Origin of the sequence: Paenibacillus sp. FSL R7-0273 (assembly GCF_000758625.1) — a bacterium.
Taxonomy (GTDB): Bacteria; Bacillota; Bacilli; order Paenibacillales; family Paenibacillaceae; genus Paenibacillus_AQ.
Map to the genome: position 1 here is coordinate 3,959,420 of NZ_CP009283.1, position 15,301 is coordinate 3,974,720.

Annotated in this window: 10 protein-coding genes; 4 read left to right on the forward strand and 6 right to left on the reverse strand. The window is 48.2% G+C overall.

Annotation, left to right across the window (positions count from 1 at the left end):
* Nucleotides 1-31: 31 nt before the first annotated feature.
* The 4 genes from R70723_RS16725 (at nt 32) to R70723_RS16740 (ending at nt 5,499) form a co-directional block, all read left to right on the forward strand.
* The gene (locus tag R70723_RS16725) at nt 32-1,816 is read left to right on the forward strand and encodes an extracellular solute-binding protein (protein WP_039873561.1); all 1,785 of its coding nucleotides are present in this window, start codon (nt 32-34) and stop codon (nt 1,814-1,816) included.
* 565 nt (nt 1,817-2,381) lie between these two features.
* Nucleotides 2,382-2,588, forward strand: a complete 207-nt coding sequence (locus R70723_RS16730) for a helix-turn-helix transcriptional regulator (protein ID WP_039873563.1) — start codon at nt 2,382-2,384, stop codon at nt 2,586-2,588.
* Between the two features lie 19 nt (nt 2,589-2,607).
* Nucleotides 2,608-3,375 (forward strand): DUF3169 family protein, encoded by a 768-nt coding sequence (locus R70723_RS16735; protein WP_039873565.1) that lies wholly within the window; start codon nt 2,608-2,610, stop codon nt 3,373-3,375.
* Nucleotides 3,376-3,402: 27 nt separating this feature from the next.
* Nucleotides 3,403-5,499: a serine hydrolase domain-containing protein gene (locus R70723_RS16740; RefSeq protein WP_052421356.1), complete on the forward strand. Its 2,097-nt coding sequence runs from the start codon at nt 3,403-3,405 to the stop codon at nt 5,497-5,499.
* A gap of 728 nt (nt 5,500-6,227) precedes the next feature.
* Here the strand turns inward: R70723_RS16740 and R70723_RS16745 are convergent.
* From R70723_RS16745 to R70723_RS16770, 6 genes are all read right to left on the reverse strand, one after another.
* A complete protein-coding gene (locus R70723_RS16745) occupies nt 6,228-6,677 on the reverse strand; it encodes a YdeI/OmpD-associated family protein (protein ID WP_039873566.1) in 450 nt (149 codons plus the stop codon).
* Nucleotides 6,678-7,099: 422 nt separating this feature from the next.
* On the reverse strand, nt 7,100-8,371 hold the full coding sequence (locus R70723_RS16750; protein ID WP_197071783.1) for a BNR-4 repeat-containing protein: 1,272 nt from the start codon (nt 8,369-8,371) through the stop codon (nt 7,100-7,102).
* A 276-nt stretch (nt 8,372-8,647) separates the two neighbouring features.
* Nucleotides 8,648-9,568: a 1-phosphofructokinase family hexose kinase gene (locus R70723_RS16755; RefSeq protein WP_039873568.1), complete on the reverse strand. Its 921-nt coding sequence runs from the start codon at nt 9,566-9,568 to the stop codon at nt 8,648-8,650.
* A gap of 135 nt (nt 9,569-9,703) precedes the next feature.
* The gene (locus R70723_RS16760; RefSeq protein WP_039873570.1) at nt 9,704-10,354 is read right to left on the reverse strand and encodes a FusB/FusC family EF-G-binding protein; all 651 of its coding nucleotides are present in this window, start codon (nt 10,352-10,354) and stop codon (nt 9,704-9,706) included.
* 259 nt (nt 10,355-10,613) lie between these two features.
* Nucleotides 10,614-11,390, reverse strand: coding sequence for a glutamate racemase (gene murI, locus R70723_RS16765; RefSeq protein ID WP_039873572.1), 777 nt, complete (start codon nt 11,388-11,390; stop codon nt 10,614-10,616).
* 137 nt (nt 11,391-11,527) lie between these two features.
* Nucleotides 11,528-15,100: an alpha-amylase family glycosyl hydrolase gene (locus R70723_RS16770; protein ID WP_039873573.1), complete on the reverse strand. Its 3,573-nt coding sequence runs from the start codon at nt 15,098-15,100 to the stop codon at nt 11,528-11,530.
* Nucleotides 15,101-15,301 lie beyond the last annotated feature (201 nt).

Below are 15,301 nucleotides of genomic sequence, written 5' to 3' on the forward strand. Positions count from 1 at the left end.
ACAGTATACACAAGGGGAGGAAGTCAGCAATATGAAAAAGAAATGGCTTGGAACGGCACTTCTCAGCGTTATGTGCGCAACGCTTGTATTTACTTCTGCGTGCGGCAATGGGAACAACAATAGTTCATCTAACAATGGTAAAAATACATCTTCATCCGCAGCACCGGGGGAGGGCAGCGGGTCCGGGACGGCAGGCAGGGAAGAGATCACGATCGATGTCTTCTCGATGCTGGCCAACTATGCCGGTGAGCAGCCGGGCTGGTTCGCCAAGCTGGTCAAGGATAAGTTCAATATCAAGCTGAACATTATTGCCTCCAATCTGGCAGGCGGACAGCAGAAAATTGCCACAATGATGGCCTCAGGCGATCTTGGGGACCTTGTTGTATTCGGCACCAACGGCAAGGATTATCAGGATGCGATCAAAGCCGGCCTGCTGCTGGACTGGACCAAGGATGATATGCTGAAGCAATACGGGCAAGGCTTACTGGACAATGCGCCAGAAGCGATCGAAGCCAATAAAAAGCAGTTCGGTGGCGGCACCTCTGTCTATGGCGTGGGCTTCGATGTAGGGACCGGTGAAGGACCATCCGAAGGAGCGACGATGAACTACGGGCCGAACCTGCGCTGGGATTTGTACCAGAAGCTTGGCAGTCCTGAAATCAAGACGCTGAACGATTATTTGCCGCTGCTGAAGCAGATGCAGGAGCTCGAGCCGAAGAGCGAGAACGGCCGTCCGACTTACGGCATCTCACTCTGGTCCGACTGGGACGGCAGTTATATGACACTGGCTAAAGTCATTGCCCAGTTCCACGGGTACAATGAAGGCGACGGCCTGAACCCGGCGGGAATGATCCTGACCCATCAGAATAAAGATGAATGGCAGGGCGTGCTTGATGAAGACGGCTATTATCTGCAGGGCCTGAAATTCTATTTCGACGCCAACCAGATGGGACTGCTTGACCCGGACTCCCTGACGCAGAAGTTCTCCGATGTATCCAACAAGATCAAGGACGGCCAAGTATTCTTCTCGCATTTCCCTTGGGTGGATAACGTGTATAACACGCCTGAGCGTACGGCAGAGGGCAAAGGCTTTGCGCTGGTGCCGTTTGCAGAAGAAAAGGTCACCTCTTACGGTCAGAGTCCTTATGGCGGCAACCGCGTGTGGGCCATCGGCTCGAAAGCCAAAGAACCTGAGCGGATCATGGAATTCCTGAGCTGGCTGTACTCTCCGGAAGGCGTAATGGAATCCAACTACGGCCCGAAAGGCTTGGCCTGGGATATTGACGAAAGCGGTAAGCCGTTCGTAACAGACTTCGGCTGGAAGGCGCTGCCGGCCAATGCCGAGCCGGTACCGGCAGAACTCGGCGGCGGTACGTTCAAGGACGGCACGAACCAGATCAACAATACGACACTGAAGCTGACGAACATCAATCCCGATACCGGAGAGACCTATGACTATAATCTCTGGCCTTCCACGCTGAATCACGATCCTGATCCAGTCACGAAGAGCTGGCGCGAAGCGACGGGCGTCATGACAGCGAAGGACTATTTTGTTAAAAACAATATGATCGAAGTTTCAAAGCCGTTCTTTACTACCGAAACTCCGGTAACCGTACCAGCGCAGCTGCAGCAGAAGATTGACGGCATCGGCAAGATTATCAAGGAATACTCCTGGAAGATGATTTTCTCCAAGAACGAGGAGCATTACAATCAGCTCAAGGCAGAAATGATCGAGAAGGCCAAGGGCCTCGGCTACGACGAAGCCGTACAATTTGAAGTAGGCAACGCCGAGAAGATGGTGTTTCCTCACAGGTAAGAGCTGGTTATAAACTGACAAAGCAAACAAGCACTTGGCATCGCCAGGTGCTTGTTTTGTTTTGAAATTCGTGAAATTATTAAGCCCAATTACAATTATGCAATGGCTGCCCTATTTATTATATTTTATAATTCACCTAATTTTCATTGCAGATTAATTATTTGATGCAAAGAAATAGACAGATGAGAGCACAGCAACTAAGGCTATAACAACACCTATAAAGTGATAGCCTTTAAATAAAGTTCTCTGTGGACGCGAGTATACCAATAAACCCGATATCAGAATGGTTTATTTTTTTGTGTCTTTACGCAGGGGTCATAACGCGGTCGCTTTATCACGATTGTTCTGAAGTGAAACGAGCCTGCCTCCAGTCGAGTACCTGAGCTATGTACATATACCCCCGGGCAAGGAATCCTTAATACGAAAAATAGGGCTCATTTTGGAATAAAAGTTGCATAATTTTCGGATATTTTTTGTATGTTTGTATATTATCCTATTCATTTTGTATATTATCATTTACATTTCGCAACGAATTATGTACAATTCAAACCAGGAGGTGAACGAATTGGGTAAATTAGGAAACCGAGTCCGTGAATTGAGGGCGAGGGACCGGTTATCACAAGAAGAGCTTGCTAAACGAGTAGGTGCTTCACGGCAGACTATTGCGCTAATTGAACGAGGGGACTATTCTCCTTCGGTGCTGCTGGGTCTGAAGATAGCTGCAGTGTTTGGAGTACTGGTTGAAGATGTTTTTTCAATTCAGGATGAGTAATAAGAGGAGCGTGTCAGTAATGGATAAAACTAATAAACAATTGAATGTACAGAGAGTGACGAGAATTATGCTTTGGGCGATGCTTGGGGCTGTTATTGGCTCTTTGTTGGCACTAGATCTAATTAAAGTTCCTCAGGATGTCGACTTCACTATTTCCTTTTTGTATGAATATGATCTCTTGTTTGGTTTACTGGCGTTCATTGTCCTTGTGCTATTGGTTTGGAATGTGAAAGGTCTCTCTCGCTTACATACCATGAATGGTGAACATGAGGATATAGACTTGCCAATGACTCCGAAAGAGAAGCTGCTGAGTACCCTTCTCAAAATAAGCACTTATAACACTATTGTTAGTATTATCTGGCTGTTTCTTGCTATAGCCCTTGCTTTAGATGGAGGCCAGTTGAACGACAATAATACTACTTACATGTTGGTTAACCTGGTCTGCAGTTGGGTCATGCTGTTTATTGCTGTGTACCTGCAGAAGCGTACTGTTAAAGTTTTTAACAAGGTTTATCCAAACCGAATGTTAAATTTTAACACCGGCAGTCAGAAAGAAGCTGAACGTGAGCTGTTTGCCAATATGGATGAAGGCGAGCGCTGGATCGTCTACCGTTCTGCTTACTCCGCATATAAAGCTACCAGTAAAATGCTATTAGCTGGAATCTTAATTTTTGTACTCTATTCTGTGATATTCGGCTTTGCTCCGTTACCTATTATCGTTTTGGGTATCATTTGGCTGGTACAGCATATGGCGTATTACCGGGAAGTAAGCAGACAGTGTAAATAATTCCTTATATAAAAAGGAGTGATTCTATTGAATTTATTATCTTTTCGCAGGCTCACCAGGATATGCATATTAACCTGTCTTGCCGCTGTTTTAACCCTGACTATTATCAATCCTGCTGTGCAGGCATCTGCGCTTTCTTCTGTTTCTGCTTCCGGGCAGGCTAAACAACTAACGGCAGAGAATGCAGAGGCATTTCTGCAACAATTTTTCAACAGCGAAGAGGTACAGGCGCAGCTCTCGGGTGCCGTTGTCTCTATCGTCAAGGATGGAAAGATAGTCGCGAAAGAAGGCTTCGGCTATGCAGACAAATCACTCGAAACAGAGGCAGATCCTGTCCAAACGGTCTTCCGGATGGCTTCAGTAACCAAAACTTTTACTGCAGTAGCTGTAATGCAGTTAGTCGAGCAGGGGAAAGTCGATCTGAATGCAGATTTTCAAATCTATACAGGTCCAATGAACTTCGAGAATCCATTTAATACGCCGGTAACGGTAGAGCATCTGCTCACTCATACCTCGGGGTTCCTGACCAGTGATTCCCGTCTGGAAATGATTAGCTACGATTTTGAGAACAAAATGACCATAGAGGATTATGTGCATCAGCATATGCCTTCTGTAGTCCGTGAACCCGGCACATCATACATGTATGACAATTTCGCATCTTTACTATTGGGTCTGGTAGTAGAGAAGGTCAGCGGGGAGCGCTTTGAGGATTATATGAATAAACATATTTTTAATCCGCTGAACATGAATAAAAGCGGGTTTATGTTGGAAGGACCATTGAAGAAAGACCTTGCAACAGCCTATAATGCTGCAGGAGACCCTTTAGACTTGTATACAGTACAACCAACCGTAATGCCGCATGGTGGAATGTTATCTACTGCCAATGATATCGGTATGTTTATGAATGCTTTTCTTAACGGCGGGACCGGAAATGCTCGTATCTTGGCCGAAAGCTCCGTCGAGGCTATGCAGGAATACCGTTCAGCTATCCATCCGAATATTCCTGATACTACATATGGATTCGAAGCGCCGTTTCAATTTCCTGGTGCAGGCAGCAGTCCTGAAATACTAACCAAGGCAGGGGACTTAATGGGTTTCAGCTCATATATGTTCTTAATGCCTGAACAGAAAACAGGTGTGTTTATTGCTTACAATCAGACCAGCGGGTTGCGGAACATGTTCTATCCTGCATTTATCCAGACCTTCTTTCCGCAATATGCCACACCTGCAGCGTTTAATCCCTTTGAACCTCAGAATGGCGCAGATCTCGAGCCATTCACTGGTTATTATACTGATCTGCGTTTGAAAAATTTTGTTTCTACCGTTACTGTAAAAGAAAATACGCTTACTATCAATGATGCATATCTGGGTATGCGTGAATTAAAGCAGATAGACGACAATCTTTTTGTAGATGAATTGACCGGATATTTTACTGGATTTGAGCGGGATGATACCGGAAAAGTCACTTATCTAAAAGAGGCTAACCTAAATCCTTTGGCATATGAGCAAAAGGGACTGGACACAGCAGGCTATTTGGATGTGACCAAAGCTCATCCGTATGCAGAACCAATTATGATGCTGCAATCCTTAGGCTATTATCCGAATGATCCATCTCTTAGCTTCAAGCCTGATGCAGGGATAACCCGTTCAGAATATGTAAGGCTTACGCTGGAGTGTAGCGGATTAAGCGGAAGTAAGACTGTTAAGATGGCATTTGCTGATATAGAAGGACATCCTAATGCCGCATATATTCAGGCAGCCATTGAGCTGGGTATGATCACAGGAACCGCTGACGGCAAGTTTCAACCGGATCGGGTCATATCACGTCAGGAGGCAGCGGTAATCCAGTGGAGATTGATAAGACAATTATATCCGGATGAGCTCTTCCAGGATGTGCAGTTGGCTGGACAAACGGACGAATGGGCATTACCAGCCGTAAGAATGGCTGTGGCGCTGGGATGGCATGGACCAGACATAAAGAAAGAGGCCGACGGCTCTGTCGATTTCAAATCCAAAGAAATACTGAGCAATAAGGAGAATGCGGCTATCCTGTATTCTTTACTGACAAAACCGATTGGGCAGATCGTTAGCGAATTAGCAGGGGGAGATAGAATAAGGCGATAACATAAAAAGAAATCCTACGTACTGGCACTGATATACATTGAATGTCCAAAATATGAATTGATAATTTACATAAGTTCTTATTTAAAGAAGCATGATTATTAAAACAACTCCTAATGAGTTGTTTTTTTGTAGACAATGTAGGCACTTGGCCATAATATGGGTCAAATTAAAGACCATTAAGAGTGTTGTTCCCAGTCGTAAAATAGGTAGATAACTTGGGAGGAGTTTTTGCGTTTGCAACCAGGGGACTTTGTGTCAATCATCAGTCGTAATGACAAAGATATAAGCTGGTTGAAGAGCCCCAAATCTAACCCAACTACATATGTACAAAATACGGGTTTTGTGAAGAAGTAGTAAGTAAACAATCCGGACCAGGCTGATTTAGGCTATTTTATGGCTGAATCCGAATGTTTCAGTAATGTGAATATTATGTAATTTAAGTGCTCTATGTCTTTCTTCTTTGTATTATTTTTTTTCTGAGTATTGTTTTTTATTTCTGATTTAGTTTTGATTTTATTTTCTTTAGTTGTTTGATTGTTGTTGTTTATTTTTTGGTGTTTTATGTTGCTACTAATGCTTTTACTTATATTGAAATTCAATTCTAATCCAGTTCCGGCTTACCGGTTTAACTAACCGCTGATTCGCACAATTTCAACTAACCCTTCAATATCAATTTGCACATTTTTACCATATATTATCCTTATATTATATTATTCTTGATTGTTTTATCATTTCTCCTTAAGCTTCTTCATTAGAGCCAGAATCCGGTTGTTTTTCGTCTCATCCTTTTTGGCCAATTCGATGTGATTAAGCTGCTCCCGCTTGATATAATCAGGCTGACCCAGGAACTGGTCCAGAAGCTGGTGATCCTCCAGGGTCTGTAATATGTTATCCGGTACGGTTACTTCACGCTTTTCCTCACATTTGGTTAAAACAACATGAAGCTGGTCGCCCAACTCTTTACGCACTTCTCTGCGGATAAATTCATTGTAAACTAAATAATGCCCGTTTTTTGACGGCAGCAAGGTATGCTCGAACTTGTGACCATCCACTGAGATTTGTACGGGTATCTTACCGCTGGTGTTGAATAATTCCTGAACGGAGTATGGGAAATAAATCACTTTCCATTTCATTTTACCTTCCAGCATCTTAATTTCACTGTCAAATTCAAAATTCATGATCAGCAGCACTCCTTTTATAAAAAAGCTAATTACGGTTCTACCATGATCAGTATATCCAACTTATGGGATTACGACTATATTCTAGACTTCGGAATCCAATCCCTGCCTGCACTTTACACGGCTGTTGGCAGATTTGTGAATCTCCAAGACTGCAGCCTAAGCTTTGTACTAAGCCCTCATCAACATGGATAAATATGACTATATTAAATTATAGCACCCGGAAAATCTTCCATTTCGTATGGATAAATATGTTTTTCCTAATATACCCTATCCCGTTCTGATCTATATAAAATGTAAAGGCAGCCAGTGCTTAAATGCATCAGCTGCCCTTCATCATATGAGCACCGTTAATTCACTAGCCTCACCCTGCTCATCCGTACAGTTATATTGCATCATCCATTTCCATCCGTTGCACGGCCTTAGTTATTCCGCCCATAATAAAGCTTCAGATTCGTCACATCCACCAGATACAGGATATCAATGCCCTTGGGGCTGCGGTCCACTGCAAGCCGCTCAATCGGGATGCCCGGAGCAAGCGAGGTTTCAGCCCAGCTGCCGCCTGTATGAACTGCCATGAAGGCGCGGTCCGTTCCGCTGCTTTTTACATAATAGATTCTTGCCGCATTACTTGCCCAAGTTACATCTATAGCTGCATTAGTCGGTGCTGCGTCAAAAACGGTCTGCAGGTTCCAGCCTGAAGCATCGTAAGTAGCCATTTTGACCGCAAAGCTTGTACTGCCTGCTTCACGGTAACGGTAAGCGATCACTGGCCGATTGGCAGAATCGATAGTCATTTTTGCGCTTTGAACGCCTGGTCCGCCCGGATCGCTCCCGCTCTGTACATAGGCTTCACCAGGAGCCAAAGGCTGCACAATGTCTGCTGTAGTCAGAGTCACCGGCGTTGTTACCACTGTTCCATCCGCTTTGGTAAATTCGTTCGCAGCCGGGCTGTATTTTAAATAGGACAGCTGATGACGCAGCGGACTGGCGGCAAAATGCGCCCATTCAAACAGAATGTGCAGATCCCCATTGGAATCAAACACCAGATCATCCGGATAGACAGACCGGTTCAGGTGGGTAGCAATCACTTTGACCTGAGTCCACACCGAATCGGCATTGTTCCAGCGGAAAAGCACTGCATCTCTTTTGCCGGCCGGATCTTTATCTGCACGCACCATTAAATACAAATCCCCGTTTGGAGCCGTAGTCACCACCGGATAGGTTACTGTCATGCCCTGAGGCAGTTCATCCGAGTGATTCTGGGGAATGCCGCCCACCGTATCTGAGCGGTAATACCGCCAGGGATTACTGTGCATGGAAGCAAACACATGAAACCTGCCGCTTCCGTCTCTGGCCACCGATGGCTGATTATGACCAAGATCGTCAAGATATTCTGCAGGTACATTCCCGTCCATAAGCGGAAGCTTGCTCCAATTCCCGTCATTGTCCCGTCGTGCAATAGCAACCGTATGTTTTCCCGGAATAGATCCCGGAGCATTATAAGCTATGTAAGCATACTCAAACCCCAGCCCGTACGTAGCAAGCGGTGACCACCATCCGGCCACATTGCTCGAATCCATCGGAAAAGGAACTGCCTCCAGCACCGGTGCCGCACTACCCGCTCCCGCCGGTACCAGAGTCAGCATGGCCATTATAACGGCCGCCAGCTTCCATTTTTTCAGTCTGTTCAAAACTTCCGCCTCCCTCATTTAAATGTTAGCAAACCATGCTGGCAGATCCTGCACAACCCCGCCCAATGTAAACGTATTCACAACAATCCGGCAACCTCCTCCTCTTAACTGAATATTGAGATCCAACAGCCCAAAGATAGCACGCCGCACACTGAAATGTTACTGTACTTTTGCAAGATTGCTGTATTAGCAGCCGGCGGATGTATGCTTCCTCACCAAAAAAAGAGAAGCCCGGATTCCGGACTCCTCTCAACGCATTACCACACGTGTTATTTGTTATTTCATTTCCCTGTACAATCGTTCCGTATCTTCCCGTCTGCAGAGCTCGCGCTCCGGATTCATCACTGCCGCAGCACCTGCAGCCACGCCATATCTGACCGCTTCCCTGAGCGGATGCCCCTGGGATAAGCTGTACACCAGCCCGCCCACGAGGCTGTCCCCGGCACCGACAACGCTGGCTACCTTTACCTTTGGTGACTGGATATGCTCTGAGCCCTCTTTTGTCACCAGCAGAGCCCCTTCACTTCCCAGGGAAATCACCACGACCTCCGTACGCCCTTCATCGATCAGGCTTAGCGCGGCGGCTTCGGCCTCCTGGTGGTTACTGATGGATCTTCCGCTAAGGTCCTCGAGCTCCCGCAGATTGGGCTTCAGCAGATAGACACCGGCGTCAGCGGCCTTCTGGAGCGCTTCACCCGACGTGTCAACGACGATCCGGACCTTCCGGGCTTTAGCAATCTCCGCGACCTTCCCGTAAAAATCCTTCGGGCATCCCGGCGGAAGACTCCCGCTGGCCACAATCATGTCCGGTACGGCTTCGAGCTCCTTAAGTGCCTGCAGGCAGGCTTCCCAGTCCTTTTCAATAAAGGACGGACCGGGCATATCAAAACGGAACTGCTTCCCTGTCGATTCCTCCAGCACAATCAGATTCTCGCGGGTCTGTCCTGTGATCGGTACGGTCTGCCAAGACACGCCTTCTTCATCCAGCATGCTGCCGATCAGCTGCCCGTGCAGGCCGCCTGAAGCATAAACCGCCAGAGATTCGCCGCCTAGACGTCGCACCGCTCTTGCAACATTTACACCGCCACCGCCCGGTTTATAGGTCGCTTGCCTGCACTTCATTTTATGCTCCGCTACAACGTTATCAATTCCGGTACTGGCATCTACGCTAGGGTTCACAGTTAATGTTACGATCATGGATTATCGCTCCTTTAATCGATCCTTCATGGGAAATCAGCTTTCCAGACATCATTACCCTTATCCTGCACCGCTATGGTCACACAAATGCAAAAAAGACGGTTGCCCGCTAAGGGCAGCCGTCTCTTAATCTGATTATGGCTTGCGCACAGACCGCACGAACCGCTCCAATGCTTCTGTGCTCGTAATGCTATGATTACAGGCAAGATTGTCCATGCAGACATACTGCCCCACAGAGGCGATGTTGTCCTGCGAGGCATGCACAGGCTTGGTTGACACCGAGAGAAAGGCAAGCTCCTGATGCCGGTTGCAGAACAGGCAGTATCCCTTCTTGTTCACGGGTAGAAGCCTTCCTTCAATTCCAATGAACTGGCCTTCATACGGATAGACAATGAACAGCTTGTTGGCAGCGATGTCTACCCAGCTCAGATAGGTGATGTACCGGAAATCAATTGTACTCAGATCAGGTACCTTCAGCTTCTTGGTCTTGGGAAAAAGCTTCTGGATCTGCTTCAGCGTAACGTCCGGATAAGGGACCATGAGCGGCTCCATACTGTCAAGAAAGCGCTGAAAGTCATAACCTGACTCAAAGGCCGAAATCTGCTCAAGCAGCTCCCGCTGGTCCGCAGTCAGTTCAGTAAAAGCATTAACCACCGTGTCAGCCGCAGTGTACCTCACCGTCTCCAGCACTCTCCGGTCTGCAACCGTCCGCAGCGTGTTCTGCAGGAAATCCGCCTGCTTCTTAATCACGTTAAATTGATGGTTTCTAATAAATGGTGTATTCATAGGTTTTCGCCCCTTAGATATGATAGTTACTCTCATACCGGTGCAAAGCCTACTATTAGAAACGATAAAATCTAGTTTGGGCGACTGAATTATTGTCTTTTATCGCACCCCACGCAAAGTATCGCCCCTGATCAGGCTTTGCATGAGGACAGCCTAGCTAATGAGCAGTTATTCAATGCCATCGGGTTAACCCCCTATTCCGTTCACATGCCCAAAGTATAGCAGGAAAGCGGCCTTTGCTCAATCACAGCAAACATGTCTACCGCTCATCCATCATTGCCAGCAGCTGCCCGTAGCGCTCCAAGGTACCTGTATCCTCTACCCTTACCCCCGACTGATAAAAGACAATATCCCCGCTGCCGCTCTCCAGCAGTTCATTTTTGTCCAGTATCCGCTTCAGGTTCTTCGCCGTGCCCAGGCTGCCCGAGATCAGATCGGTGCCTTCCGGGAACAAGTCCCGGAGCACATCAGTGAAATAAGGAAAATGGGTGCAGCCGAGCACAACCGTACCATACTGGCATAGATCAAACTGTGACAACTCCTGCCGCAGATAGCTGCCGACCAGCTCTTCATTAAACTGATGGCGCTCGGCAAACTCTACCAGACCCGGCAGCGCCAGACAGTTGACAATATCCTGATGGTCCAGCCGCTTGACCAGGTTGTTGAACTTTTCTTCTTTTAGCGTCAGATTAGTGGCCAGGACGAGCACCTTTTTGCGGTGAACCTCCCATTTCTGCACAGCCGGCTTCACAGCCGGTTCAATCCCGAGGATCGGAAAAGCATACCGCTCACGCAGCTCCTCAATTGCCACGCTGGTTGCCGTGTTGCAAGCAATGACGAGTGCTTTTACCTGCTGGCCGGCAATGAACTGCACAGCCTCAAATATATATTGTTTCACTTCTTCCTTTGTTTTCTCTCCGTAGGGGACATTTTGCGTATCTGCATAGAACAGGTAATCTTCATTCGGCAGAAGCTTCAAGGCCTGGTGCAGCACCGTAATTCCGCCGATTCCGGAGTCAAAAAAACCAATCCGCATAATTTCACTCTTTTCGTGCTTGATAATTGCTTATCTATTTTACCACATGCGCCTTTGTATATTTGAAAAAAGACAGCCGTATTCGGCTGCCCCATAATTTATGCGAATTTGCGTAATATGTTCTACATACCAGGTGTCTATTTCAGATACGTTCCGCTCACACCGATTCCGCCGCTTCCGTTCAGCACGTAGACTCTTGCATTGCCTTTGCCGGAGCAGTTCAGCGTAATGGTTCCGTTCGTTACATTTTTGCTGTCCCCTGTTACTGCATCAACATAAGTCCCGTTCGGAATACCTGTAAAGGTGGCATTGCCGGAAATCGTCACGAGCGCGAAGCTGTCGATGCCTTTGGACGCGTCAGTGTATCTTCTTTTGAATGCCAGATTGCCGCTGACATTCTCTGTGGAGTATTGTCCCTTTTGCAGGGCAGGCACAGCTCTTCTGATCAGATTAAGCTGACGGATGTGCTTAGCCAGCGGATGATCCAGAGATTCAGCGAGTGTACCTGTAGCGTTCGTATATCTTCCAAAATCCTGTACGGTGACGCTGCCTTCAATGTGATCGCCGAAATACGCGCGTCCTGTCGTACTGAGCGGCGCATTCGGGCCGACGTCGATTACTTTCCCCTTCTGGAACTCGATCTCAGAGCCATAGTAGATAGCCGGGATGCCGCGGAAGGTGAACATCAGCGCGAGATTCTCAGCCCAGGTGTCCTGTGTTCCCGCAAACCGCTGATTTTCCGGTGCCTGGTCAGGGGCATAGTCATGTGAATCGATATAGGTCACGTTCCAGGTAGCATCATTATAGAACTGGTCGCCGCTGCGCATGCTGAACGCTTCCTGCGCTGTTTTGAACGCCCAGTGCATCGGGAAGTCGATTACATCCATCCCTGATTTCATCGAATAGTCCGGAGCATGATAAGTGTTGCCGATCAGAAAAGCATTGTTCGACGTCGGCTGGCCCGCCGTTGTAGCGTTATCCGCCCATTCCTGTTCAACGGACAGCTTGTTGGAAGCGTAGTCATTTTGACCATCACCAGGGTAGGCCTTTGCCGATTTCCAGGTGTAGAACGGTGTGGAGATTGCCGGGATGCCGCTGTTCCAGACATCTCTGTAACGGGTAGCGACCTCGCCGAAGATAAAGAAGTTGGAGCCCCCTCTTTCCTTCCACGCCGGAACAAAGTATTTGTTAAAAATATACCGGCTGACATGCTTCACCGTATCCACCCGGAAAGCGTCAACGCCCATATCGATATACTGGTTGTAGCTGTCGATCAGATACTGGTTGACCACAGGATTCTCCGTATTGAGGTCCACACAATCCCCGGCGATTTGTCCGGTCTGGACGGTGTACGACTCCCAGGAGAGGCTTTTTTCAGTGTGATAGATATTGTTGTTGGTCTCAGCAGTCTTCATCAGGGCCAGTCTGGCCTGATATTGCTGGTCCGGGGTCATGGAATCGTAGTTGGCCGGCAGCTTGTTGGTTATTTTGAGCAGATTCGCAATCGTGTCCGGCTTGGTCTCATCCTTCTTGAACATCGGGAACAGGTTCTCCTCGCCGAAGTTGCCGGTATGATTGACGACGATATCCTGAATGACCTTAATGCCCTTGGCATGTGCGGCGTTGATCAGCTCCTGGTAGGACGCGCCTGCGGACTCGTACCGCGGATCGATTTTGGCAAAATTAATCGCGTGATAGCCGTGATAATCATAGCCGCTGGCGTTCTGCACGACAGGTGTAATCCAAATGGCACTGAAGCCGAGCGCTTTGATGTAGTCAAGCTTTTGGATCAGCCCCTTGAAATCCCCTCTCCAGGCCGGATCGGAATCCGGGTTGCCGGCCTTGGCATCGTCCCAGGAGTGGGCGTTGTTGCTGGTATCGCCGTCATAGAAACGTGAAGTGATCACAAAGTAAATCGAATCCTCGCGGAAATCCCCCTTGCTGCCGATGCTGTAGACGAAGCTTTGGACCGTCCGGTTGCCGGCGGCGTCAATAACGAGGAATTTCAGGGTTGTCGTCTTGGCGATCAGGATCTGCGGGCCGGTCAGCCCGGCAAACACGTTACCTGTAAGATACACTTTGGAGCCGGTCGTAGGCTCTGTGCCGTCCTCCGTATAGTAGGCGGTTACCGTTCCAGCTTTGTTGTCTTTGATGTTAAAAGAGACATTGACCGCGGCAGCGTTCTGTCCTACCGGCAGGTTCGGCGTAATGACCGGCGGCTGAAGATCGGCATTCAGATCAATCACATAGGCAAAAGAGACCACAGTGCCGGCCACGCCGTCCGCATTAACACCAAACGCTTTGATCGTCATTGAGGACGAAACCTGAATAGGAGCTGTATATAAGGACGAGGCTGCCGTCGGTGTGGAGCCGTTGGTTGTATAGTAGATTTTGTCGCCGGTATTGCTGCTGGTAAGTGCAACCGTTTGTGCAGCATCGTATGTTTTTGGAGCCGGTGAGACCGTGATGACCGGTGTCTTCAGCGCCTCCGGATTCGCGGTATACCAGACGTTGTCTGTATAATACCAGCTTTCTTTTACATTGCGGGTTAAATCGCCTGTCTGTTTGCCGTTGCTGTCGTTAAAAATCAGGCTGGTGCTTGCTGCACCGGGAATGGTATAGCTGTACCAGTCGTTCCCGTCGGATTTCATCAGAATGCCGGGCCAGGCTCCGCTGACAGGTACCGATGCTGGACTCAGGTTCCAGTAATGGATGCGCATTGCCGAATTCCAGCCGGACGGCTTTTTCACATGGACTGTAATGCCTGCTGCAGGTGTCGGGCTGACTGTAGGGCTAGGTGTAGGGGTTACTGCAGGTGTAGGAGTTGCTGTTGGTGTATTCGTAGGTGTGGGAGTTGCTGTGGGTACAGGCGTTGGTGATGGTGTAACCACTGGAGTTGGTGAAGGAGTAGCAGATGGAGTTGCTGTAGGCTGGGCTGTAGGCTGGGCTGTAGGCACCGGAGTTGCCGTTGGTGTTGGTGTTGGTGTTGTTCCCGGCAGCACCGTTACATAATCGATATTAATATTTCCGCTGTCCGCTGAATCGTATTTGTAGGTGATGGTGTTGCTGCCCGCCTGCAGATTAAGGGACTCTGTCTGGTCGGCCCAGGTATCCCAGCTGCTCAGACTCGGGAATGTGGATTGCTTAATTCGGGTCCCGTTCACATAGACAGATACCGTCTTGCTGCTGCCTGTCGCGTTCGCATAACGCAGGGTCGTGTTGTAGGTGCCTGCGGCAGAAGCCTGCACTGTAAAAGCTGTAGCTGCCCCGCTGGCCGTATACCCGTCCACAAAGCCCGCTCCCGAGTAGCCGGTATGATTGGTGTTTACTTTTGCCCCGCCAGTTAATGCTGCATTCTCCGCTTCATATCTGCCGGCAGAGGGGATGGTTACGGTCCAGTTTTTGCCGCCGTTATTGTCCCAGCTGTCGGTTGGTGCGGTGATGTGATAGCAGTACGTCAGGGTAGCTCCTTCAGCAACTGATAGGTTAGCCGTGAAGGTCGTTCCGTTTCTTGTCATTGCAGTGTCTGTAATACTTGACCAGTTGTTGGCCGTCCAGTGCAGGGTAACAGCTGTTGCGGTACTGTTGGTGTAAGTAACGGTATAGTTGGTATTGCTGGCGGATGCTCCGCCTGATACACCGAACAAGCTGAAGCAGAGCGCAAAAATGACTAACCAGGAAAGAAAACGCCTCGTTTTATGTTTTACCAAATAGACTACCTCCTGCTCAAATGGTTGAAAACAAAGCTAACCGCGCAAACGTTTGCAAAAATAAGAATACGAGATTACCCGGCAATCGGCTATAGCTACCTGCACTAAACCATCCATCACCCCCGCGGACTGACGGAAAAGCTTCATTGTATGCGCTTGCAAGATTAGTGTGAAATAAAGCGGCTTCTGCCGCCTTTGCTC

Coding starts and splice junctions, on each gene's coding strand:
- R70723_RS16725 (WP_039873561.1), top strand. CDS start 32: ATGAAAAAGAAATGGCTTGGAACGGCACTTCTCAGCGTTATGTGCGCA.
- R70723_RS16760 (WP_039873570.1), bottom strand. CDS start 10,354: ATGAATACACCATTTATTAGAAACCATCAATTTAACGTGATTAAGAAG.
- murI (WP_039873572.1), bottom strand. CDS start 11,390: ATGCGGATTGGTTTTTTTGACTCCGGAATCGGCGGAATTACGGTGCTG.
- R70723_RS16745 (WP_039873566.1), bottom strand. CDS start 6,677: ATGAATTTTGAATTTGACAGTGAAATTAAGATGCTGGAAGGTAAAATG.
- R70723_RS16735 (WP_039873565.1), top strand. CDS start 2,608: ATGGATAAAACTAATAAACAATTGAATGTACAGAGAGTGACGAGAATT.
- R70723_RS16755 (WP_039873568.1), bottom strand. CDS start 9,568: ATGATCGTAACATTAACTGTGAACCCTAGCGTAGATGCCAGTACCGGA.